The organism is Acidithiobacillus thiooxidans ATCC 19377 (assembly GCF_009662475.1).
In the GTDB taxonomy this organism is placed as follows: Bacteria; Pseudomonadota; Gammaproteobacteria; order Acidithiobacillales; family Acidithiobacillaceae; genus Acidithiobacillus; species Acidithiobacillus thiooxidans.
Window position 1 is genome coordinate 3357979 of sequence record NZ_CP045571.1, and the last position, 21747, is coordinate 3379725.

19 protein-coding genes are annotated in these 21747 nt (G+C 50.0%); 1 reads left to right on the forward strand and 18 read right to left on the reverse strand.

Annotated elements, in window-relative coordinates:
• Nucleotides 1-41: 41 nt before the first annotated feature.
• The 18 genes from GCD22_RS17595 to GCD22_RS17675 all read right to left on the reverse strand — a co-directional run bounded on the left by GCD22_RS17595 (nt 42) and on the right by GCD22_RS17675 (nt 19949).
• On the reverse strand, nt 42-626 hold the full coding sequence (locus GCD22_RS17595) for a Uma2 family endonuclease (RefSeq protein ID WP_065975423.1): 585 nt from the start codon (nt 624-626) through the stop codon (nt 42-44).
• A gap of 115 nt (nt 627-741) precedes the next feature.
• Nucleotides 742-1923, reverse strand: a complete 1182-nt coding sequence (locus GCD22_RS17600; protein ID WP_010641013.1) for a GspE/PulE/PilB domain-containing protein — start codon at nt 1921-1923, stop codon at nt 742-744.
• Nucleotides 1913-3406, reverse strand: coding sequence for a GspE/PulE/PilB domain-containing protein (locus GCD22_RS17605; RefSeq protein WP_241781538.1), 1494 nt, complete (start codon nt 3404-3406; stop codon nt 1913-1915). Before GCD22_RS17605 ends, GCD22_RS17600 begins: the two co-directional genes overlap by 11 nt.
• A 280-nt stretch (nt 3407-3686) precedes the next feature.
• Nucleotides 3687-4205, reverse strand: coding sequence for a DsrE family protein (locus GCD22_RS17610; RefSeq protein WP_010641007.1), 519 nt, complete (start codon nt 4203-4205; stop codon nt 3687-3689).
• Between the two features lie 22 nt (nt 4206-4227).
• The gene (locus GCD22_RS17615; RefSeq protein ID WP_153940886.1) at nt 4228-5553 is read right to left on the reverse strand and encodes a putative porin; all 1326 of its coding nucleotides are present in this window, start codon (nt 5551-5553) and stop codon (nt 4228-4230) included.
• Nucleotides 5554-5773: 220 nt separating this feature from the next.
• On the reverse strand, nt 5774-7144 hold the full coding sequence (locus GCD22_RS17620) for a sugar porter family MFS transporter (RefSeq protein ID WP_065975431.1): 1371 nt from the start codon (nt 7142-7144) through the stop codon (nt 5774-5776).
• 28 nt (nt 7145-7172) lie between these two features.
• Nucleotides 7173-8288 carry an ABC transporter ATP-binding protein gene (locus tag GCD22_RS17625; protein ID WP_031572593.1) on the reverse strand — a complete coding sequence of 372 codons (1116 nt, stop codon included), beginning with the start codon at nt 8286-8288 and terminating at the stop codon, nt 7173-7175.
• Nucleotides 8289-8290: 2 nt separating this feature from the next.
• Nucleotides 8291-9157, reverse strand: a complete 867-nt coding sequence (locus GCD22_RS17630; protein ID WP_024893134.1) for a carbohydrate ABC transporter permease — start codon at nt 9155-9157, stop codon at nt 8291-8293.
• Nucleotides 9157-10044 (reverse strand): carbohydrate ABC transporter permease, encoded by an 888-nt coding sequence (locus GCD22_RS17635; RefSeq protein ID WP_024893133.1) that lies wholly within the window; start codon nt 10042-10044, stop codon nt 9157-9159. The genes GCD22_RS17630 and GCD22_RS17635 overlap by 1 nt, the downstream gene beginning before the upstream one ends.
• 74 nt (nt 10045-10118) lie before the next feature.
• Complete coding sequence (locus tag GCD22_RS17640; RefSeq protein ID WP_051488049.1) at nt 10119-11405, reverse strand: ABC transporter substrate-binding protein; 1287 nt, start codon at nt 11403-11405, stop codon at nt 10119-10121.
• Nucleotides 11406-11415: 10 nt separating this feature from the next.
• Nucleotides 11416-12894 (reverse strand): hypothetical protein, encoded by a 1479-nt coding sequence (locus GCD22_RS17645; RefSeq protein WP_226852404.1) that lies wholly within the window; start codon nt 12892-12894, stop codon nt 11416-11418.
• Nucleotides 12895-12990: 96 nt separating this feature from the next.
• Entirely contained in the window at nt 12991-13950 is a 960-nt protein-coding gene (locus tag GCD22_RS17650) for an ABC transporter permease (protein ID WP_065975433.1), read from the reverse strand.
• The gene (locus tag GCD22_RS17655; protein WP_065975434.1) at nt 13947-14732 is read right to left on the reverse strand and encodes an ATP-binding cassette domain-containing protein; all 786 of its coding nucleotides are present in this window, start codon (nt 14730-14732) and stop codon (nt 13947-13949) included. Before GCD22_RS17655 ends, GCD22_RS17650 begins: the two co-directional genes overlap by 4 nt.
• Nucleotides 14729-15646 (reverse strand): substrate-binding domain-containing protein, encoded by a 918-nt coding sequence (locus GCD22_RS17660; protein WP_010640986.1) that lies wholly within the window; start codon nt 15644-15646, stop codon nt 14729-14731. Before GCD22_RS17660 ends, GCD22_RS17655 begins: the two co-directional genes overlap by 4 nt.
• 2 nt (nt 15647-15648) lie before the next feature.
• Complete coding sequence (locus GCD22_RS17665; protein ID WP_031572603.1) at nt 15649-16581, reverse strand: ribokinase; 933 nt, start codon at nt 16579-16581, stop codon at nt 15649-15651.
• Nucleotides 16582-16865: 284 nt separating this feature from the next.
• Nucleotides 16866-17549 carry a MutS-related protein gene (locus GCD22_RS17670; RefSeq protein ID WP_211371675.1) on the reverse strand — a complete coding sequence of 228 codons (684 nt, stop codon included), beginning with the start codon at nt 17547-17549 and terminating at the stop codon, nt 16866-16868.
• Between the two features lie 2 nt (nt 17550-17551).
• Nucleotides 17552-18367 (reverse strand): hypothetical protein, encoded by an 816-nt coding sequence (locus GCD22_RS18090; RefSeq protein WP_170286762.1) that lies wholly within the window; start codon nt 18365-18367, stop codon nt 17552-17554.
• Nucleotides 18360-19949 (reverse strand): MutS-related protein, encoded by a 1590-nt coding sequence (locus tag GCD22_RS17675; protein ID WP_081577494.1) that lies wholly within the window; start codon nt 19947-19949, stop codon nt 18360-18362. Before GCD22_RS17675 ends, GCD22_RS18090 begins: the two co-directional genes overlap by 8 nt.
• Nucleotides 19950-20189: 240 nt before the next feature.
• Between GCD22_RS17675 and glpD the strand changes: the two genes are divergently transcribed.
• On the forward strand, nt 20190-21719 hold the full coding sequence (gene glpD / locus GCD22_RS17680; protein ID WP_153940888.1) for a glycerol-3-phosphate dehydrogenase: 1530 nt from the start codon (nt 20190-20192) through the stop codon (nt 21717-21719).
• The last annotated feature ends 28 nt before the right edge of the window (nt 21720-21747 follow it).

Genomic DNA, 21747 nt, shown 5'->3' on the forward strand with positions numbered 1-21747 from the left:
CCCAGTCAAGCACACGGCCCATTGTAGCATCAGGGCGGCATTCAATCCGTCGGCAAAGCTGAAGGCAGATCGACGCCCGCATAGATGTCCTCTACTGAAAGTGCCAGGTCGACACATTGGCAGCGCAAACGATCGCTTTCAGGGTCATTCAACAACTCGTACCACCAACCTTCAGGATGCCGGCGGAATGCCTCGACAACGATTTTTTCGCTATCCACCAAAACATATTCCTGCAGGCTAGGGAGCGTCTGATAAGCTTGTAGCTTTTCACGACGGTCCACATTCGCCGTGCTCGCCGACGATACTTCGACGATAAGGCAAGGATCTTCCAGATAGAGGGTATCTCCAGACAACGGCGCGCCACAACGCAACACCACATCGGGGTAATAAAAGGCATCTACAGCTTCCACCCGCACTTTCATATCGCTGTTCAGAACCTGACAGTGACTGCCACGGGCTTTTTGCCAGAGCAGTCCATACAGGTTACCGGCAATCTGGTTATGCCGCAGCTTGGCCCTGGCCATGGCATAAACCTGCCCGGCCACATACTCATGGCGTATATCTGCGCGCTCCTCACCTTCCAGATACTCTTTGCCAGACAAAGGCCGTAACATGGCTATCTGCATGACCTTTCCTCCTGACTCAGCGTATCAACAGTCCTCATCATAAAACGTGGAAGCTTCTGTGTCATCGCCGCAAGATGGCAAGAAATAGCGGGTAGCGCCGGGATGATTCTTCCCTTTAGGGCTTGATGTCGCGCCCCAAGCCATATTTTAGGCGGCGGGCAGGCAGATACCAGAACAAACCATCCAGCAGCATCAGGCAGCCCGCAGCAATCAGAATATAATCGGTGAAACTGTAGGGTGTCGCGCCCAGTATTTTGTGGATGGCCAGACCCAGGCCGATAAATGCCACCCCGGTGCGGATCAGCGACAACCCGGTTCGGGCGCGCGCGTAAGAGGCGCGGTGACTGGCGGCAATGGTGCGCTGAGCGGCGAGCATATTACGCTCGCGGGCCAGATGGGTGCGCTCCTTGCTGGCCGGAACCGGGCGCAAAATCGAACAGTAATGGGGAATGGCCGCCGCCAGTCTGGCCAGGGCACTGTCATCCTCCGCCTCAACCGGGGCTTCAGGAAGGTGATAACGATCGGTAAAGCGCACGTTCTCGGTCGTAATATCAATCAAGGCGCTTTGGCAGGGTAGATCCATGCGGCTGCCACGCACTTTCAGATAATCGAACAAGCCGATCAGGGCCAGAACAATGCCGACCAACAAAATCGGCAGGTGGTAAGGTGAGAGGTCGTTGTGGGAGACTTTAGTCAGCACATTGGCCAGTGCCACCATGGCAAGCCCCCAGCGTAGCAACTTCATGGCCGTCCGGGCGCGGGCATGAGCGGTACGATGGGCAGCCAGCTTGGTGCGCCAGTGCGCCATGGTGTTACGCCAATAGGCCAAGCCCGTGCGCTCAATGCCAATGAGCAAGGGTGCCTCGGCATGCTTGTAGTCCTGTATGTACCAGCGGATGTCTTCCTTGAGCGCGACACGAAATTCGTAATGATGGGCAGGGATCAGTTCCTGAACCTGGGCACGCATGCTCAGGTTGTTCGGGTCAGCCGCAGCGATGATGACCGTATCGCCCATCTGCCGGATGGGAAACCACTCTCCGGTAAGCAGCACCTTGCCATCCAGGCCCGAAAACAACTGCGGCACGGGCAGGCGCTCATCATATTGCGCGATAGCGCAGTCATAATGCCGGGCCAGCGCATCCAGCAAGGTGCAGCGCGTCACGGCCAATTCTTTCAATAAGATGCGTTCGGCGTCGATACCGCGCTTGGCGGCACTATGTAGTGCCGACTGGAGCAGGGCTTCACTCAGAATGCCCTGCTCAACCAGGGGATAATAGGGAGATATTTCAGTGTTCATGCGGATAGTTGGTGCGCTTCCAGGCGCTTTTCGGCTGACTATAATCGGCATCGGCGATTTCAAAACTACCGTCGACAAGTGGTGAACTGCGCTTGACCCGTTCTGCCGGCAGATACCAGCGCAGGCCATCGACAATGAGATACAGGCCAATGATCACCAACGCGGCATCAAAAATTGTCCAGAGGATGTCTACATGGCCCGTAAATTCGAAGTAAATATAGAGTCCGGCGCCGACCGTCATGATGCTGAAGCCGGTGCGGATGAAAGCCATGCCGGTGCGCGCCCGGGCCATGACCGTCCGCAGCCGCGACATGACGTTGCGTTTGTCCGCAAGGGTTGTGCGTTCCAGCGCCAGGCCGGTAGTTGCAAAAACTCCTGGGCGCGCCTGCTCGGCATTGGCCTCAACTAGCGGATCTATATTGTGGGTATAAAGGCATAAAGAGGGAAAAATGCGGTCCCAAGGCCCGCGTTTGACGTGGGCATTACTCACCGCTTCCAGCGCCCTATTGGCGGCATCCCGCCCGGGATGGTACCAGAGAAAACCCTCCACCAGCATGAAAAGGCCAATCGCAATCAGACTCCAGTCAAAAATCGACCAGGGACCGGTAGGAAATTTGCGGATGAAGCCAATACCGATAGCCGCAAAGGCCACACCGGTCCGGGCAAAGGCGAGCCCCGTCCGCGCTTTGGCCATCATCGTCCGCAGATAGGCCAGAATGGTGCGTTCTTCGGCGAGATTGGTCCGGTCATTCGCCAGGAAACGCCGCCTCTCGACCGGAGAAAGTGCATCCCAGGCCTCACGCAGTCCGGCAGCCACCGCAACCACCGGACTGCGTCGAAATGCCATCTGCCCGCCCGGATCAATGACATTCAGGGCTGAATAGTTTTCGGGAACCGCGTAGGGGAGATAGGTTTTGATGGCGCGCGACTCCTGTCGCGCCGGCAGATACCAGAGCAGGCCGTCAATCATGGCCAGAATCCCGAAAACCAGGAGTGGGATTTCAAAAAACAACCAGGCCCCACCACCGAACAGGCGCAAAAAGGCGACACCAATACTGGTCAACGCGACCCCCGTGCGTGCCAGAGCCAGCCCGGTGCGGCTGCGCGCAAAACGGGTCCGTTGCGCGGAGTAGCGGGTGCGTTCTCCGGCCAGATAGGTACGGACCTTAGCCAGTGGTGTACGCCCGCCATATACGGGAAAATCGTCATTCAGATCAGCACTGTTTTCAATCAGACGAATGAGATCGGGGCGCGTGGCGACCCTGAAAGTGAGGTTTTCGACACCAAGGGTTTGCCGGACATGCGCCAGCAAAGCCGGATCATCCGGTGTACAGACTATGACTTCAGCACTTTCCGCCGTCCAGGCCACAGGCAACCATAACTCGTTTCTCAGAGTGTCCACGTCGAGTCGGCGGAGGATTGCCTGAGATGCAACCAGCCCCTCGTCGTATTCGACCACGGGACAAGCATAGCGGTCCTTCAAGTCATCAATCAGTTTCTCTTTTGGTAATGCTTCTATCGTAATACCCCAAATAAATAACCATCGGCAGCACAGTACTGCGCAGACAAATATCTGCGCAGATACGCAGATGCAAACCGCCTATTATAAACAAATCGTGGCAGCAGTGACCAGCCGTAGTCGCGGGCAATAAAATTTCTGGATAGATAATAATAGATATTATGAATTGATCCATTAAAAAAGGATGCATGGACAGCAAGCTGTCTTATGCATCCTAAGGACGGAAGAACGATCGTAAAGGATATCAGGGTTTGATATAGCTGAAGCCAGCATGCTCCAGTTGCATGATGCGGACGATGCCTGCCGGAACAATGACCACCGAAGGATCCAGTTTGGGAAGATGGCCGGTTTTCTTCTTGAACTCTTCCATGCTGTTATGGCACACATCGAACTCCACGCCCTCAGCATTAATCGCGGCAATGCGACTCGCCACCGGGCTGTTGGGAAGATACATTTTGATGCCCGGCCCAAATGCCACGACAACAATCTGAACCTTCTGCTGACCAAAATAATTGAGCAGGTTCTGCGCATTATTCAGGGTAAGATTCCAGCGGGCCGGGTTAGCCTGACTGACCTGGATCACCACATGATGCTCGGCAAAAGGCAAATCATGAATAAAAGTGGGGTGATTAAAATGAAAATCATGGAGCATCGAAACATTGGCCGAATCGACATTGGCCGAGGCAGTGGTCATGCCCAACATGCCCATCACCGGCAAAGCGCTGGCTAATACGGCCGCCTTCAAAAAGTTCTTCAATAACATTACCATCTCCTCATTATCTTCATCAAAAGGCAATCATCGCCTGCATGGCAAATTCATTATCCACGGCATCAGAAATACTATTCGCAACAGGATTAGGCTGATGCGGTACATCCAGCGTCCGGAAGTAGTAACCGGCCATGATTTTGGTCAGTGGCGTGAAGTGATACTGCAGACCGATAGCCCAGGTCTTGAAAATGCGTTGCTGTGCTGGATCATTGGGCAAGCGGTCGTAATAGTCATAACGTAAATTCGCTTCAATATGCTTGGTCAAAAACAAGCCGCCTTCCAGCATGTAACCATTAGCCGTGTTCTCACTGCCGGGATAAAGTTGGGTGTTGGTCAGTGGTGCAGCCAGACCAGGGGCGCTGCTGAATGCCGAAGCTGCCGATATCCAGCCGGTACCACGCATGTACTGGAAGCGGAATTGCCTGCCCCATTGGTGCATATAACCCTGCAAATACTGCACATCCACGCCGTAGCGATTCATACTGTAACTGGTGTCATTCAATTCAGGGCTGGCATGTTGATACCAGATACCCGCCTGCACATCGCTACGGAAGGGCCCTTTCCCCCCGAATATATAAGCTTCCTGCAAGCGCGCTGCATACAAAGGACTGCTGGATTGATTGCCGGCGGCCACCGTGCCAAACATTCCAATCATGGCGCCGTAGGTAAATTCCCAGTGACCGTTACGGAACCAGTCAAAGGCCATGATGCCTGGATAGCGGAAGGCATTAACACCCAGAGTCTGTTGACCATTAATCAAGTAGGCATTCAGTTTAGTATTGATTTTGTAAGGATTGCTGGAGTTATACATTGGTTGCTGCATCAATTGCCCAATCATCGTCGATGACAACACAAAGTTATAACTCATGAATCCTTGCATGGCTCCTTCGGCACTAGGCGCACGAATAAGGCCCGCTTCAATTCTGGCCCCTGGAATATAACTGAAGGTAAAATGCCCATCAATAAGACCAGGTTGATAACCGCCACGCACATGCGTGAAACCATTATCACCAAACTCCCCACCAAAAAAATAGGAAATATGCTTGTTCAGGTTTCCGCGCAACATGATTCGTGCTCGCAGAATATTAGCGGTAGTGCTTTGCGAAAATCCGGGCGCTATAAGATCAATGTGTGGGATCTGGTTATTTTCAAGGCTGTCTTCATTACCGGGTTGCGCATAAAGACTGGGCTCAATAAACCCAGAAACACCAAATATCGGGGCTTTGGCAGGAGATATCCCCTGCAATTCAAACCAGTTGGCGGCATGGGCTAACGGGGATAAACCAAGCATGGCTGCTGCGACAATAAGCGTGTTTCTGGAAATTTTATGGCCGTGATACATGTTCATCACCTCGTAATGTTTTGGCTGAATTTTTATATTATGAAATAAGCGACGACCAACAACTCGGGAATACCGCTGACCTTCGCCTTACAAAAAATGGCAGCAAGGTTCGTGCCACCATGAAATCCAAGCTTATTGGTGAAGAGGATCAGCTGATGCGGACAAAATAGCACAAGGAATTGTGCTTAAAAGAACACAACAAATAATCCATATTCATTTATTAAGGAATACTAATAAATTGTCGCTCTATTTCTTCGAGACTCAAGCCTTTGGTTTCTGGCACCAGCTTCAGCGTGAATAGTATGGCCAAAAAAGTCATGAGGGCGTAAATCAGAAATGTCGCACCACGGCCAATAGCGCCAACGAGATCCAGAAAAACTCCGGCCACCAGCATGTTAGACAGCCAGTTGATCACCGTGGCCAGACTCATGGCGCGACCACGAATAGCCAGCGGGAAAATTTCAGAAATCAACAACCAGAATATCGGCCCTAAACTCATCGCGAAAAAAGCGACAAACACTGCCGACGTCACAACGATGAGCGCAGCCCCCAAGGCTCCCTGCAAATTGGTTAAAAACTCCAGCGAGAGGGCCAGCAAGCTGATCAGCATCCCCCACAATCCCCATAACAACAATTTACGACGTCCCAGACTATCCAAAAAGCGCATGGAAATAATGGTTGCCAGGACATTCACCAAGCCGATGCCGCCCGTCGCCAGAATGGCCATGAAAGGAGAAGACAAGCCAGTCTCCTGCAAAATCTTCGGCGCATAATACAAAACGATATTGATACCGGTGATCTGCTGAAAAACGGCCAGGCCCACAGCGATGACCATCAGGCGCCGCAGTTTCCAGTTATTGAACAGGCTACGCAAAGCCATAGGCTCGGTGTTCGCATTGCCCTGCTGTAAGGATTCCAGCTCTTCTGCCACCAGCGCCGTACTGCGCAAATACTGCAAAGCGGATTTAGCCCGATCGATGAGCCCTTGCCTGATGAGCCAGCGCGGACTCTCCGGCAATATCCACATTCCCACAAAAAGCATAAGCGCGGGCAGGGCTCCTAAGCCCAGCATCCAGCGCCAGCCACTGCCAAAGTCGCTAAACAGAAGATCCACCCCATAGGAAATGAAAATCCCGATGCTGATGTAAAGCTGATTAATGGTGACAATGGCCCCGCGCCGCTCTGGCGTGGTAATTTCGGCCAGGTAAAGCGGAGTCACGGTTGAAGCAATCCCAATAGCCAGCCCCAGAAAGACGCGCCCCAGAAAAAGGAGTGCCACACTGTTGGCCAAGGCTGCCAAAAGACTCCCGAAAACGAACAGTGCGGCGGTTGCCAGCAAAATCCGGCGCCGTCCCCATCGGTCTGCCAGCAACCCGGAAATAGCGGCACCCAACGCGGCACCAGCCAAGGCCACCGCCACGAACAATCCCTGCATGCTGCCATTGAGCTGGAAGTCATGCGCCAGAAAGAGCAAAACCCCCGCCACCACCCCGGTTCCATAACCAAACAGGAGACCACCCAGACCAGCTATCACGGCAATCAGCACAAATCGCCAATCCCGAGATTTTACAGACTGTTCGGGCTGCAGCATGCCATCCCCCAATTTTTATGAATTTTATTTACGCCAAGCGTCGCCCGTCATCCGGATCAAAGAATACGGCACGCTCCATATGGAAGGAAAGGAGCGTATTGGTACCCTGCACCAGCTTCGTGGAGGGGTGTGCACGGGCTACTATCGGGGTTTTGTTAAGCCGGGTAAATACCAGGGTATCAGCACCCGTAGGTTCTGTCATTTCCACCATAAGCTCCATGGTGTGTAAGGCACTCCCTTCGCGCGCACTTCCCGGATCGGTGATTTGCTCCGGGCGAATACCCAGAATCACTTGGCGATCTACAGCACTTTTCAGACCTGACTGCAGAACTGGTGGAAGCGGCAAACGCGAGACGCTCTGTCCTTCTCCCCGCAGTTCCAGCCAGACGGTGCCGTCACCCTGACAGACGGTAACTGGAATAAAGTTCATGGAAGGAGAACCCATGAACCCGGCAACAAAACGATTGGCAGGATCATTGTAAATGGCATCGGGGGTGCCCAGCTGCTGTATAATTCCATCATTCATCACGGCAATGAGATCGCCCATGGTCATGGCCTCAATTTGATCATGGGTCACGTAAACCATAGTGGTTTTTAGTTGCTGATGCAGCCGTTTGATTTCTGTACGCATCTCTACGCGCAGCTTGGCATCCAGATTGGACAGTGGTTCATCAAACAAAAATAGTGCAGGGCGCCGGGCGATGGCCCGGCCAATGGCCACGCGCTGCTGCTGCCCTCCTGAAAGCTGCCGTGGGCGACGATCCAGAAGGTGGTCCAACTGCAGCATGTGCGCCACATCCTGCAAAATCTGCTCGCGTTCACTCTTGGGAACATGGCGGTTAACCAGTCCGAAAAGAATATTGTCGCGGACTGACATGGATGGATATAAGGCGTAGGACTGAAAGACCATGGCAATATCCCGATTTTTAGGGCTGAGATCGTTCACCCGCCGATCGTTAATGAGAATATCGCCAGCACTTTCCTGCTCAAGGCCAGCGATAATGTTCAGCAAGGTCGTTTTTCCACAGCCCGAAGGTCCAACCAGAATCAGAAACTGATTTTCCTCGGTTTCTATATTAATGCCGTGAAGTACTTCATCCTTACCGAATTTTTTATGAATATCCTTGAGTATCAGGCGTCCCATTCTTATCCCTTTACGGCGCCAGCCGTTAATCCACGTACAAAATATTTACCGGCAATCAAATACACCAACAGGGTGGGTAATGCCGCAAAAATGGCAGCCGCCATATCGACATTCCACATATGAACGCTGGTGACCGTATCGACCAGGTCATTGATAGCCACAGTGACCGGCTGTTGTCCTCCCTGAGTAAATACCACCCCAAAAAGGAAATTGTTCCAGATCATGGTGAACTGCCAGATCGCCGTTACCATGATGATCGGCGTACTGACCGGCAACATGATCCGAAAGAAAATACTGAAAAATCCGGCACCATCCACGCGTGCCGCCTTCACCAGATCATGCGGAATGCCGACGTAATAATTCCGAAAAAACAAAGTCGTAAATGCCAGACCATAAATCACATGCACCAACATCAGACCCGGAACCAAGGTGCCGGCGATGCCCAGACGACCTTCTACCCAGGCCATGGGTAACAGCACTATCTGGAAGGGAATAATGGTGCCGAGTAACAACATGTAAAAAAACACATTGGAACCACGAAAACGCCAATGCGTCAGTACATAACCATTAAAGGCACCAATCGCCGTAGAAATGACTACAGCGGGAATCACCAAAATAAAAGAGTTCAGAAAGTAACCATGAATTCCTGAACTGGCCGCACCAATAGTGGCGGCACTCCAGGCATGCACCCAGGCATACCAGTTGAGGCTGCTGGGTAGCGCAAGAATACCGGTTGAGTAAATTTCCGGCATGGTCTTGAAGGCAGTCACCAGCATGACGTAAAAGGGCAATAGGAAAAACAGCGCGGCCAGAGATAAAAGGCTATAAATAACCCATCTTCTCGGGCTTAAAACGGATGAAGTACGCATCAGGCCTGCCTCCTTGAGTCGAGATAAAGGAAGGGCAAGGCAAAAATCATCATGATGACCAGCATCATGAGGGCACTGGCTGCGCCCACACCCATTTCACCGCGTTGAAATGAGAAAACGTACATAAAAATGGAGGGGACATTGGTGCTGTATCCGGGCCCACCACCCGTCAGGGCAATAATTAAACCGAAGCTTTTGATCGCTAATCCGACAGATAACACCAACGCCACAAAAAAAGTGGGCGCAAGACTGGGCAGAATTACGCGCAGATAAATACGCGCATGACTGGCACCATCAATCTGTGCCGCTTTGACGATATCCGAACTGACGCCACGCAATCCCGCCAGAAAAATCGCCATCATAAAGCCAGTCGTCTGCCACACTGCCGCAATGACTACCGTATATATGGCCATGTCTGGATCATCTATCCAGGCAAAGGCAAAATGCGGGAACCCCATTGAACGGACAATGGCCTGTAAGCCAAAGCCGGGGTCCAGCAGCCAGCGCCAGGCTACGCCGGTAACCACAGCGGAAAGCGCCATGGGATAAAGAAAAACCACCTGATAAAGCCTTTCGCCCTTGATACGCTGGTCCAGAAGAATGGCCAGACCAAGACCGAGAGACAGGGAAATCAGAACATACAGACCGCCAAAAATTCCGAGGTTGCTTAATGAGCGCCACCAGCGTGAGCTCCCGAAAAGATCATAATAATTGGCCAGTCCGACAAAATGATTACTAGGCAAAATGGTTGAGCGCGTCAAGGACAACCAAATCGTCCATAAAATAAAACCATAGATAAAAAAGGTAGCAGCCAAAATAGTCGGCGAAAGCACTATTTTTGCCATCAACCGATCGCGTCCACTGAACTCTGCCTTGGTGAATGGCATGTGAGGATCCTCTGCAGCACACATCAATGGAACAAGCCCGGCCTGTACAGGCATGGCCGGGCAATACCTAAGTATTAATCCTGACTCTTGGCCACTTCTACCCGTTTGGCCATGGCTGCGGCCGCAGCCTGCGGGCTTTCGTTGGAAGTGTAGAATTTATCCAGGGAGTCAATAAATGCACCGGTGGGCGGACCATAGGTGGACATATTCTGGGAAAAGCTGGGCACCAAACCATTATCCTTACGGGCAACCAGAAACTGTGCCCGGGATTTTTTCTGGCAGGCATTGTAACCATTCAGGGAAACATTCATCAAATCCGGGATGGAGCCCTTGTACTTATTGAACAGCAACTGGAATTTCGGGCTGACCATGGTTTCTGCCAGCTTGATTTCCGCCGCCCGCTTCTCGGGAGTATTCTGCCGGAAGAAAATAAAGCTATCGACGTTGTAGATGAATTCCTTGGCCGTACCGGGAAAAGCCACGCAACCCACTTGTGGACCACCCGGAGTCACATGGAGGAATTCAAACTGGCCATTGGCCCAATCGCCCATGATCTGAAATGCGGCTTTTCCGTGGGCGACTAAAGCCGTATCAAAATTCCAGGTGCGGCCCGCCAGAGATTTGGGGGTATAGGCTTCAATGGCGCGCAAGCGTTCCAACGCCTTAACCATGGTTGGACTGTCAATAGCCTTGGGATCCAGCTTGACAAAAACATCCTTGTACCAGGTCGGTCCACCCGTTTCCAAAGCAATCGGGTCAAATTCAGTGGCAATCATCCAGCCATTACCGCCACCAGCCATAGGCGTGAAACCTGCAGCCTTGACCTTGGCAAGATCCGCCATGAGTTCTGGCCAGGTTTGCGGAGCGGTGGCAATTCCGGATTTTTTGAGAATGGCCCGATTGTACCAAAGCCAGTTCAGACGATGCAGATCCATGGGAGCCGCCACATAATTGCCCTTGTACTTCATGTAATCATTGATGACTGCTGGGACATTTTTATTCCAGTCTTCAGCTTGAGCGGCAGCGTCAATATTGGCCAAGAGACCCGTATGTCCCCATTGCTGGATTTCCACCCCTTTGATTTGCGCGGCACCCGGAATCTGCCCTTCCATAAGACGCGTTTTTAAAATGGTGCGCGCCTGGGCACCGCCGCCACCAGCGATGGCGTCATTCTGAATATTCACCCCTTTGGCCTTCATCATTTCCACCAGAACATGCATGGCCTTGGCTTCCGATCCTGCTGTCCACCAGTTGATGACACTCAGGCTGGGGGCCGAAGCCGCCATCGCCGTTCCCGACAAACCACTACCCAGAGCCAGCCCTACACATACGGCAAGCATTTTTTTATGCATGGATTTCATTTTATTCTCCTCAAAAACGATATTTGAAGTAAAAGCGGTTGCTGAAATACGGGTTTTGATAATGTGGATAACCCGCCTCATTTTGCGCCATGGAAATATCCGTATAATCGGCCACATAAAGGCCTTTAAGGATGCTGGACAGGTCATAGGATAAACCGACATCCATGGACCAGAGATGCTGATCGGGAATGGCTGTTCCCGTTGGAAAACCGTAATCGCCGTTATAAGTATAAACACTGCCACCAAACCCATAACGGACAAGATAACGAATGAAACTGGCATTCAATTTGAGTTTGTTGGCTAAAAAACCAAAGTTGGAGGCAATTCCGTAAGCATATCCCGGTCCAAAATCGGAAATGCCCGTTTGCATGGTGGTGGTGTAACTGGTACCGCTGAGATCGTTGTAGGGGTGAATCATGCCACCATGACGAAAGGAGTTATAATTTACAGGACTATAGCTTGCCACCAAGGCAACATTATCATCGTGATTGCTGCCAAATTTTATACCAATACGCCCCCCATAAACCTGGGCATCTACCGAATCGGCATTTAGGGCATTCAGATAACTCGTACCGGCTCCAGAGTTTCCTTCAGAAACCACCTGGAAATTTCCGAACAGGGAAACATTTTTGGTAAGCGGATGACTGATACCGGCCTGTCCGTAAAACATGTTTGCAAACCCATAAAAGTCGTAATACCAGGCCTGCAAATCAACATGACTACCCAAAAACGGGGTTTGATAGCGGGCACCGAGCACATAAAAACCATTGGTATGGGCGCTGGTGTAGCGATTCCCCGTGGTAAAAGTGGCACTGTAACGACTGGCATAACTGTACATGCGCGCAGCCATGAAGCTCAGGGTTGCTGGCGACCCACCCAGAGCCATTGGACTATTACCGGACCATTGTCCAACCTTGGGATGGCCAATAATGTCCACCACCGCGCTGACGCCCGTAAAAGCCCGGGGGTTGTAGGTGTAATAATCCCAATTGGCATATGGAGTATTTATAAATTGCCGGCCGCCACGAATGACAAAAGGTCCGTAGTGATACTGCAAATATGCCTGGCGAACAATGGCTATGCCATGGCTGGGATAGGGACCGGTAAGCTCCGGGTCTTCATGTTGGTAAAAACCGGTCCAGGTGGCAAAGTCTCCACCGACTCCCAGACTGAACCCTGCCAGTTGGGGACTGTGTACATACAAATGCCCGCCCAGCGCCAGGGAATGCGTATCCTGACCAGTATGGGCATGATTGAGGTAGCTAAAGTTAAGCAGGCCAACCATGGCCGATATTTTCGTGTTGGCAATAGCCTTATCCAGAATGGAATTGGCAGGAATCAGCGAATTGGTCGGGGTGGCCGCCTGGGACAATGCCGGTGCGCCCAGGGCAATGGCACAGGAAACGGCCAGGCTGCAGGCCAGAAAGCGTCTGGATGGAATCCTTCCAGACAATGATGGATAATTACTATAATTATATTTTTTAATCATGGCACTCTCCTTATTTTCAGTATTTATAGCGCCCTTATGCAGGGTGTATTTGCGATAACCACTCCTTTTTCTCTTTTCCGATCTTTCGGGGGTTCATCAAACCTTACTGCGTTTCTTCAAATAACCGAGCATGACCGCCAGCAAAATAACAACACCTTCCACCAGCTCGGTATAGAAGGGTGAAATATTCAATAAAACCAGACCATCCAGAATAGTGCTCAGTAACAGCGCGCCAAGCAGTACACCCCAGACGGTGCCTCGGCCGCCAAACAGATAGACGCCGCCAATAACTGCCGCCGCAATAGCTGGCAGTTCGTCGCCGCGACCGGCATTGGGGTCAGCAGTGGCCAATTGGGCCGCGAAAATCACACCGGCAAGCCCTGCGGAAAATCCGGAAAAAGCATAGGCCAGACTGCGCAGGCGGCGTACCCGAATTCCCGCGCGATAGGCGGCGACACGATTCCCACCGATGGCGTATAAATAAGCGCCAGAAGCGCTCAGACCCAGAAACAGCGCGACCACAATGACCATCAAACCCGCAATCCAGACCTGATCAGGGATACCCAGAATGTGGCTTTCGCCAATGGCGTTAAAACCATTGTCATTGATATTCAGGGGCTCCCCATTGGTGACAATCAGGGTCAGGCTCGAAAAAATGGAAAGTCCGGCCAGTGTGGCTATAAAGTCCGTAATATGGAGATAATTGATGACGACGCCCTGTAAAAGCCCTGCCGATGTGGCCGCCAAAAGCGCCAGGAACAGCGCCAGGGGCCAAGGAAAACCCAGCAACATCATGGTTGCGGCGAGGGCACCCGTGAGCCCGGCCACGGCGCCAACAGAAAGATCAATTCCGGCGACCAACATCACCATCAACTCACTTAATGCCAGCAGCACCAATGGCGCCGCATCAGTCAAGATGCTGAAAAAATTATTGGTGGAAACAAAATGGGGGGCGACAAACGCTAAGAAAATCAGCAGGGCAATAAAAGCCAACAAAACACCCTGATCCATCAGAAACTGGCGCAGGGCGTGCGCCTTCAGTTCCGGGGCGTTCATGCAGCCACCCCCTTACCCACCAGCATGGCTTTGACGACCGTGTTCTCATCCAGACTTTCTGGTTTCCCATCCAGCGCCTTTTCACCGCGTGTAAGTACCGTGATGCGCGAAGCCACCTGCCAGACGTCGGGCATGGTGTGGGTGATCAGAATCACCGCTACACCCGAAGCCGCCAACGTCTGAATCAAATGGAGGATGGCAGCGTGCTCGCCGACCCCGATGGCGGCAGTGGGTTCATCCATAATCACCAGCTTCGCCTGCCAGTAAGCGGCCCGGGCAATGGCTACGGCCTGTCTTTGTCCCCCCGAAAGCTCTCCAACCGGTTGCCGCAGAGGCAGTTCAATAGCAAGCTTCTGGAGAGCCAGCGCCGATTGTTTACGCATTTCGCGCCGCGCCAGGATGGGGAAAATACCAAGCAGACGTCTTTTGCGCTCCCTGCCCAGAAAAATATTAGCGGCAACGTCCAGATTTTCAGCAACTGCCAAGTCCTGATACAAGGTTTCAATACCCAGATCCCGGGCATAACGGGGATCAAACTGACGCACGGTCTGATCATTAAAATGCATCCTCCCCGCGCTCGGCGCCTGGGCACCGGCAATGATTTTTACCAGGGTAGATTTGCCAGCACCATTATCTCCCAGCAAGGCCAGGACTTCTCCCGGCCAGATGTCCAGATCAATGTCCCGCAAAGCCTGGACTGCTCCAAAGCGTTTACCAATGCTGCGCAAGCTCAGCAGAGGTGCCTGGCCAGCTCTTTCGCTGACTCTGTCTGCAGATTTCATGAATGGCTCGGCGCAAGATCCATATGCAAAGGTACCGGAACAAAAACTGTACCCGTAGACAGATAACTGTAACCAGCCTGGACGCCCAGGGCTCCCATGACTGCTGGCTGCTGCGCCACACTCAGGGCAATTTTGCCTTGTTTTACCAATTGCGTTTCGCCGACACTGCCGCTGCCGATCATGGCGATGGTGAGTCCTTTTAAACGACCAGCCGCCGCTGCAGCACGCATGGCGCCAATGGCCATTTCACCATTTTCCGAATACACGGCGTTGAGTTTCGGGTTGGCAATGAGGACGTCGCGCATAACCGTGAGCCCACCTTCGCGACTAAACCCGCCTGATTGTCTGGCCACCACCTTGATATGCGGGTAACTTTTCAGAACCGACTCACAACCGGCGGTTCTCTCATTGGTTGCAGAGGCTCCGGATATTCCCAGAAGCATGAACAAGTTACCCTGTCCATGGAGTTTATTGGCAATATATTGACAGGCTTGTGCTCCCGCTTGTTTGTTATCCGAAGCAAAATAGGCAATGGCATGACCACCATCAGCCTTACGATCAATATAAATGACGGGAATATGTGCGGCATTGGCTTTTTCAACGGCAGGGACCAAAGCTTTGGCGTCGGTGGGATTAATCAGCAATAAATTCACCTTGCGGGCGATTAATGTATCTATCTGATTACTTTGTGTAATTGAATTATTATTACCATCTTCAACCAGTAATTGTACGCCAAGCTTCTTAGCTTCCGCTTCTGCACCACTTTTAATGGTGGCAAAATAAGGGGTCATGGCGGACAACATCAGACCGAAAGTATAGTGCTGGGGGGCGGCATCCTGCGCACTCGCCATGCCAGAAAACCCCAAAGATAAAGCCATTGCAGCCATCAATACCGAAGTCGTTTTGTTTTTCATGGTCAAGCCCTCGAGTAATTATTGGAATTTGTCGAAATATTCTGCGCAATAAAACTTTCTATCGTCGCGCGCAGCGGCAACGAAGCTTGTGCACCTTCACGGGTTGCAGCCAACGCACCTGCGGCGTTGGCAAAAATGACGGCAGATTCCATAGAATGATCGCTGGCAATAGCAGCACTGAAGGCACCGGCAAAAGCATCTCCACAGCCTGTGGTGTCGACGACATCGACGCTAAACCCGGGAACAAGACCGGATTTCCCCTGCCTTATCGCCCACGCAGCGCCAGCTTTACCGAGTGTAATAACTGCCGACTGCCGTCCTGATGCCAGTTTCTCAACCATGGCAATAGCGTTTTGCGCGTTAACTGGCTCAGATAAGGCGAGTAATTGCATCGCCTCCAATTCATTAACCAGAAGAATGTCCGCAAGAGAAAGAATTTCTTCCATTTTTTGTTGCACTGGTGAAGCATTGAGGATGACTAAACCACCCATCTTGTGCATTTGCTGAGCGCTAGCCTTAACAACTTCCAAAGGAACTTCCAGTTGCATCAAAAGAATATCGCGTTGCTGAATGGCAGGCAGTACCTGTTCTGGAGTCAGAGCAGCATTTGCACCGGATATGATGGTAATCCGATTTTGCCCGCTTTCTTCCAGTAAAATAAAAGCCAGACCGGTAGGTGTATCTGAACGGACGAGCGCGGTAAGTTCAAGGTTCTCTTGCACTAGATTGTCGTGGAGGAATTCACCATAGGCATCACAACCCAAACAGGCCACAAAGCACACCGAAGCACCCGATCTTTGCGCCGCAACCGCCTGATTAGCCCCTTTACCACCGGGATACATCACATAATCGGTACCAAGCACTGTTTCACCAACATCGGGGGCACGGGCTACGCGCAGGACAATGTCCATATTGCTGCTCCCGACAACAATCATTGCACAACCTCTTGAATATTGCCACGAGGTTTAAACGACTGCGCAATAAGAGAATGAAAAAGTTTGTTCTTTATAAAAATTATTTTCACCTACACCCCCGAGCCCGAAATGAAAACCCAGGCTATTTTTTCAGAATCTAACGCTTTGTGACAGTGGGTATAGTCTGAGAATTCACGAAGTGCAAGTTAGAAAGGCATCAAGACAATTAACATATTTTAATTTTATCTAATAGTGGATAGTTTTAATGGATTTTTCAGAGATTATTACCCAAACCATTATATATTTTAATCAGCAAAAACCTTTTGATAAATTTCTTTTGCGAAACTCGTGCTTAACGGCTCGGCTTCGGAGACCGTGAATTTTTTGTTTGATTCCTCATTGGAGGCGACTCGTAAAGGAAGTACTTCAGGGCTTTTCTTCGCATAAAGCTTGCGTGCAAAAGCGTATAAATGCGTAACGAAAACAACCTTTATGCCCTTTTCCAGCAGAGCATTACAAATCTGCCAGGCAATTTCGGAGCCCTCACGTTCATTGGTTGCGGCAAACGACTCGTTAAACAAAACCATAGCTGTCGCTTTGAGTTTAGGGACCAGAGCAGCCATGCGGAGAAGCTCTTCATCAAATTTCCCACTACGCATATTCGTATCCTCTTCCAGCTTGAAGTGGGTATAAACCTCATCACAAAGACTCGCTGAGAATTGTTCAGCGGCTACTGGAAATCCACTCTGAAGCAGTAACTGATTGACGCCCAAAGCTCGCAAAAAGGTGCTTTTCCCGCCACTATTGGCACCTGTTATGAGGATAAATGACTTATTTTCAGCCTGGAGATCATTCAAAATCAGCTTCTCCTGCTGTAACAGGGCAAGGCAGGGATCATAAAGTTTGCTGGCCACACAAACGGGATTCTGTCCGCTCAACGGTGTTGGAAGGCAGAAAACATAACCCCTGTTTTTCAGCGCCGCGCACAAGTTCAAAGCTGCTTGGTAAAAAGCCGACTCATCACGCAATCGACTAAAAAATTGAGAAACTGCTGAACAGCAACATCCATAATTAACGCTACCGACTCCAAAGCCGCGTCGCGAAATTCGCTCAATGCCGTTAAACCGCTTTCATCACGCTGGGAAATGGTAAAGGAATACTCCTCTGTAGAACTATTTGATGAGAAAATCTTATGTAGCCAACTGGTTGATGGCTGCTCTCTATTCAGTAAAAATTCGCTACTGCGATTATTATGATCTAACCTTGCATTGACAGAAAAACCATGATTAAAACGTAATACGGAATTCTGTAAACGAAGCTTATTCAATACTTCGTCACTGAAATCTGTTTGCAAAAACTTAAAAAATGACTGCAAACCGGTAGATTCGGCATCTGCATATTGAGTACTCAGATTGCGGATTTTGATCAATTGCGCAAGCAGCATATCCATCAGTTCCACGTTAGTGCGCAAGCGCCTGCTGGCCGATTTCGCAGATAACCAGAACCTCAAAGAATCCCGATAGGCTTCCAAGGTGTCAAGGCTGAGCTGATAAATCTCGGATACCAACAGCGGATGACGCATGAAATCCTTGAGTATCTGTTGTCGGAAAAGGATAACAGACTTTTCATTGCTACGTTGGCCAAGCAGTATTTTGCGTACAGCCTCAAGAATTTTTTCATCCTGATTGGCCATTACAGAAAATAATACGGACAATTCCAAATCAGCAATCAACTGTTCTGAATGATCAGGAATAGTATTAAAATCATATATCCTGTTATCAGGATATAGCAAGCTGATTTTATTCATCAATTCCCTCCATCAATCTGTTGTACGTCAAACCGTACTTTTCAGCAAGAGACAAAGCATAGGCCAAGCCATCTGCGGGCTTTCGACATATTCTGAATGTTCTACGAGTGAGGTCTTCAGTCTCTACCATGCTCATCAAACTGACAATCTGCGGACTGATGAGAGTCAGCGCATCAATAAATGTTACCCACACCGTAACTATTTTTTTTGCTAGCAATTTACGGATTATTTGTTCGCTTAAATACAGTGCATCATCATAGGTTGTCGAATCGAATAATTCATTCATTATAAAAATACTGGAGGCAGTAGCCTCTTTCAGGCTATCGTGTATCCGGATTAAATCCTCTTCCTGCTTTCCATGTCCAGCACGAATATCCTCGCGATATGAAAAATGCGTATAAATTGCATCGCAAAAACCAAGCTGTGTATTCAGACCAGGCACTGGACATCCCAACCCGGCCAAATGGTGCAGTTGACCAAACATTCTGGCAAAAGTGGTTTTTCCTCCTTGATTGGGTCCAGTGATCACGAAAATTTGCTCGTCATTGATAAGAGATAAATCATTAACCACAACCTTCTGCCCGGTTTCTTCCATAAGTCTGGTTGCCAGCGCCAGATCAAATGTCTGTTCGGCCCGCACTTGTTTATTGCTTATGTCTATATTTGGAATGCAAAACGCTAATCCCAGATGTTTTAAGGGAGCGATATATTCCAGATAAGCCAGATAGAATTGTAATTCTCGCTCCCAGATCAGGATATTATGATCCATAAAAGGATACCGGGAGGCTCTCAGCGAGTCAGATGGATATTCAACCTCACTCGCCACAAGTGGCCGCATATACTGCTTACAATAACTATCCAGTCGAGCAAAAGGTTCTGGATACAATTGAGCCACCCCTTCCAATATTTGTGCTTCAACATGGTTTAAATCAACTGTCTGATTGCCTACTATATTATCATCATCAAGCGGAATATCCGATAAATATAAATTTTTGGCCACCTCTCCAGCATAGTCATCTTCTTCACAGCGGCGGACAGATACTTTATTTTCTACAATGACGACACAATATCTAATTTTTTTTAGACTTTCGCAAAGATTCGCAGTTTTATTTTTAAACTCAACAAATGTACCTGTACATAAAATTTCTATGAATTGATTGATTAGCTCTTTCAATCCTACTGATTTTACTTGTACTGATTTCAAGCCTTCCAGAAAGTCTTCAAGATTTTTCTGATACCGCAACGCCAGTTCCAGATAACAACGTTGCTGTTGCAGTGGGTAATACAAATTCTCTATGCGATCTAACGTGTTGCGAATATCTGCCAAATATTTAGAATATGATAATATAGTTTTATAAACCTTTTTCTCCTCGAAGTCTTTCATAATTTCCTGACGATACTGGATTTGTTCCAGATTTTTATTTAAATTATAAAAATATTGATTTAATTTATATTCTTCCCTGCCGTCAACAATATGACTGATAACCTTATCCAGATTAAGATCATGAAAATAAACAGGTTTAGCAATTTTTACGAACTGCTCCTGATCAGCATCAACAAAAAGCAAACTCAGCCTTTTCAATTAATAACCTCTTATTTATTAAAGTAATATTCTGTTCATATTTGTGTCATTTATGGTATGCTTCTATCTACCCGATAAAGCCATTCAGCATAAAATACTTTTGGCATCATTATGTCCTGCACTTACCTTGATTTATCCCATCATATGAACTATCTATAAAGAAATTGGTTGTATCTGCTTATTTCGATTTTCCCAAATTCTCAAACTCTATGCGTTATAATCACTATCAGGAGGAGCTTGATGTCTAATTCCTATGACTTACTGATTATAGGCGGTGGAATCAATGGCGTTGGAATTGCCCGCGATGCCAGCGGTAGAAAACTCTCCGTGCTCCTAGTTGAGCAAGATGATCTTGCCGCACATACATCCTCTGCCAGCACCAAACTAATACATGGTGGCTTGCGTTATCTGGAATACTACGAATTTCGCCTCGTCCGTGAGGCCCTCATGGAACGCGAACGGCTTCTCGGCATTGCCCCCCATATTATCTGGCCTTTGGAGTTTTTTCTGCCCCAAAGCCCAGATGGTCGTTCTTCCTGGCGGATTCGTGCGGGGCTTATGCTCTACGACCATCTCGCCCCACGCTCTCGTTTGCCCGGTTCAAAAGCCGTGCATTTCGGACCACATCCAGCAGCGGCAATTCTGAAGTCCGAATTCGCCAAGGGGTTCACCTATGCAGATTGCTGGGTGGAAGATAGCCGACTGGTTGCCCTCAATGCTTTGGATGCATCTGAACGGGGTGCAAAAATCCTGACTCATACGCGGCTGCTTGCTGCGCATCCGGAAAAGCAGCTGTGGAAAGCGCAACTGAAAGATCAAGGAACCGGAAAGGAAACCACTGTTTTCGCCAAGGCTTTGGTCAATGCTGCCGGACCTTGGGTCGGTGATGTGCTGGTCAAGGAGCTCGGCATTCAGACCCATAAAACCGTCCGCAAGGTCAAGGGAAGTCACATCATTGTGCCTCGCATTTACCTGGGTGATTACGCCTTTATCCTGCAAAATCCCGACAAGAGAATCGTATTTGCCATTCCCTATGAGTATGAATACACCTTGATTGGCACCACGGATATTCCCTACGATGGCGATCCAGCCCAGGTCAGCATCTCCCCGGAGGAAACGACTTACCTCTGTGAAAGTGTTTCCCGTTATTTCCGGACCCCGCTCCATCCAGACGACGTTGTCCGCAGTTATTCCGGGGTACGCCCTCTCTATGATGACCATGCGGCCAATGCTTCCGCAGTCACCCGGGACTATGTGCTGGATATGGAAGGCGGCAATGATATTCCGCCTTTGCTTTCTGTTTTCGGGGGTAAAATTACGACTTATCGACGCCTCGCCGAACACGCCCTGTCCCTGCTTCAGCCCGTTCTCGGGCACCCCAAGAATCACAGTTGGACAGCAACAGCGCCTCTTCCCGGGGGCGATATCAGCAACGGAGATTTTGCCGGATTCGTCCGTATGCTTTCTGAACAGTACCAGTTTTTGTCGGCGCATCTGGCTTACCGTCTGGCACGCGCCTACGGCACAAGAGCTTTGAAAATATTAGGTGATGCCCGTCAGATGACGGATCTGGGTGAAGACTTTGGCGGAGAGCTGACCCAGGCAGAAGTAGATTATCTGGTCACCCAGGAGTGGGCGCGGGAATCAGAGGACATTTTGTGGCGGCGCTCCAAAATGGCCCTGCATGTGCCTGCTGACACCAACGAGAAACTCAAAGCATACCTGCAATCACCAGAAATCATCGCAAAAATCGGACAAGGAGGAGCCTAAGACCATACTGTGACAATCTTTTTTGAGG

What these genes read in the sequence shown, in the direction of transcription:
- GCD22_RS18090 (WP_170286762.1), bottom strand. Translation starts at nt 18,367, where the DNA reads ATGAATAAAATCAGCTTGCTATATCCTGATAACAGGATATATGATTTT.
- GCD22_RS17645 (WP_226852404.1), bottom strand. Translation starts at nt 12,894, where the DNA reads ATGATTAAAAAATATAATTATAGTAATTATCCATCATTGTCTGGAAGG.
- GCD22_RS17610 (WP_010641007.1), bottom strand. Translation starts at nt 4,205, where the DNA reads ATGTTATTGAAGAACTTTTTGAAGGCGGCCGTATTAGCCAGCGCTTTG.
- GCD22_RS17640 (WP_051488049.1), bottom strand. Translation starts at nt 11,405, where the DNA reads ATGAAATCCATGCATAAAAAAATGCTTGCCGTATGTGTAGGGCTGGCT.
- GCD22_RS17665 (WP_031572603.1), bottom strand. Translation starts at nt 16,581, where the DNA reads ATGATTGTTGTCGGGAGCAGCAATATGGACATTGTCCTGCGCGTAGCC.
- GCD22_RS17655 (WP_065975434.1), bottom strand. Translation starts at nt 14,732, where the DNA reads ATGAAATCTGCAGACAGAGTCAGCGAAAGAGCTGGCCAGGCACCTCTG.
- GCD22_RS17630 (WP_024893134.1), bottom strand. Translation starts at nt 9,157, where the DNA reads ATGCGTACTTCATCCGTTTTAAGCCCGAGAAGATGGGTTATTTATAGC.
- GCD22_RS17660 (WP_010640986.1), bottom strand. Translation starts at nt 15,646, where the DNA reads ATGAAAAACAAAACGACTTCGGTATTGATGGCTGCAATGGCTTTATCT.
- GCD22_RS17595 (WP_065975423.1), bottom strand. Translation starts at nt 626, where the DNA reads ATGCAGATAGCCATGTTACGGCCTTTGTCTGGCAAAGAGTATCTGGAA.
- GCD22_RS17635 (WP_024893133.1), bottom strand. Translation starts at nt 10,044, where the DNA reads ATGCCATTCACCAAGGCAGAGTTCAGTGGACGCGATCGGTTGATGGCA.
- GCD22_RS17650 (WP_065975433.1), bottom strand. Translation starts at nt 13,950, where the DNA reads ATGAACGCCCCGGAACTGAAGGCGCACGCCCTGCGCCAGTTTCTGATG.
- glpD (WP_153940888.1), top strand. Translation starts at nt 20,190, where the DNA reads ATGTCTAATTCCTATGACTTACTGATTATAGGCGGTGGAATCAATGGC.
- GCD22_RS17625 (WP_031572593.1), bottom strand. Translation starts at nt 8,288, where the DNA reads ATGGGACGCCTGATACTCAAGGATATTCATAAAAAATTCGGTAAGGAT.
- GCD22_RS17615 (WP_153940886.1), bottom strand. Translation starts at nt 5,553, where the DNA reads ATGTATCACGGCCATAAAATTTCCAGAAACACGCTTATTGTCGCAGCA.
- GCD22_RS17600 (WP_010641013.1), bottom strand. Translation starts at nt 1,923, where the DNA reads ATGAACACTGAAATATCTCCCTATTATCCCCTGGTTGAGCAGGGCATT.
- GCD22_RS17620 (WP_065975431.1), bottom strand. Translation starts at nt 7,144, where the DNA reads ATGCTGCAGCCCGAACAGTCTGTAAAATCTCGGGATTGGCGATTTGTG.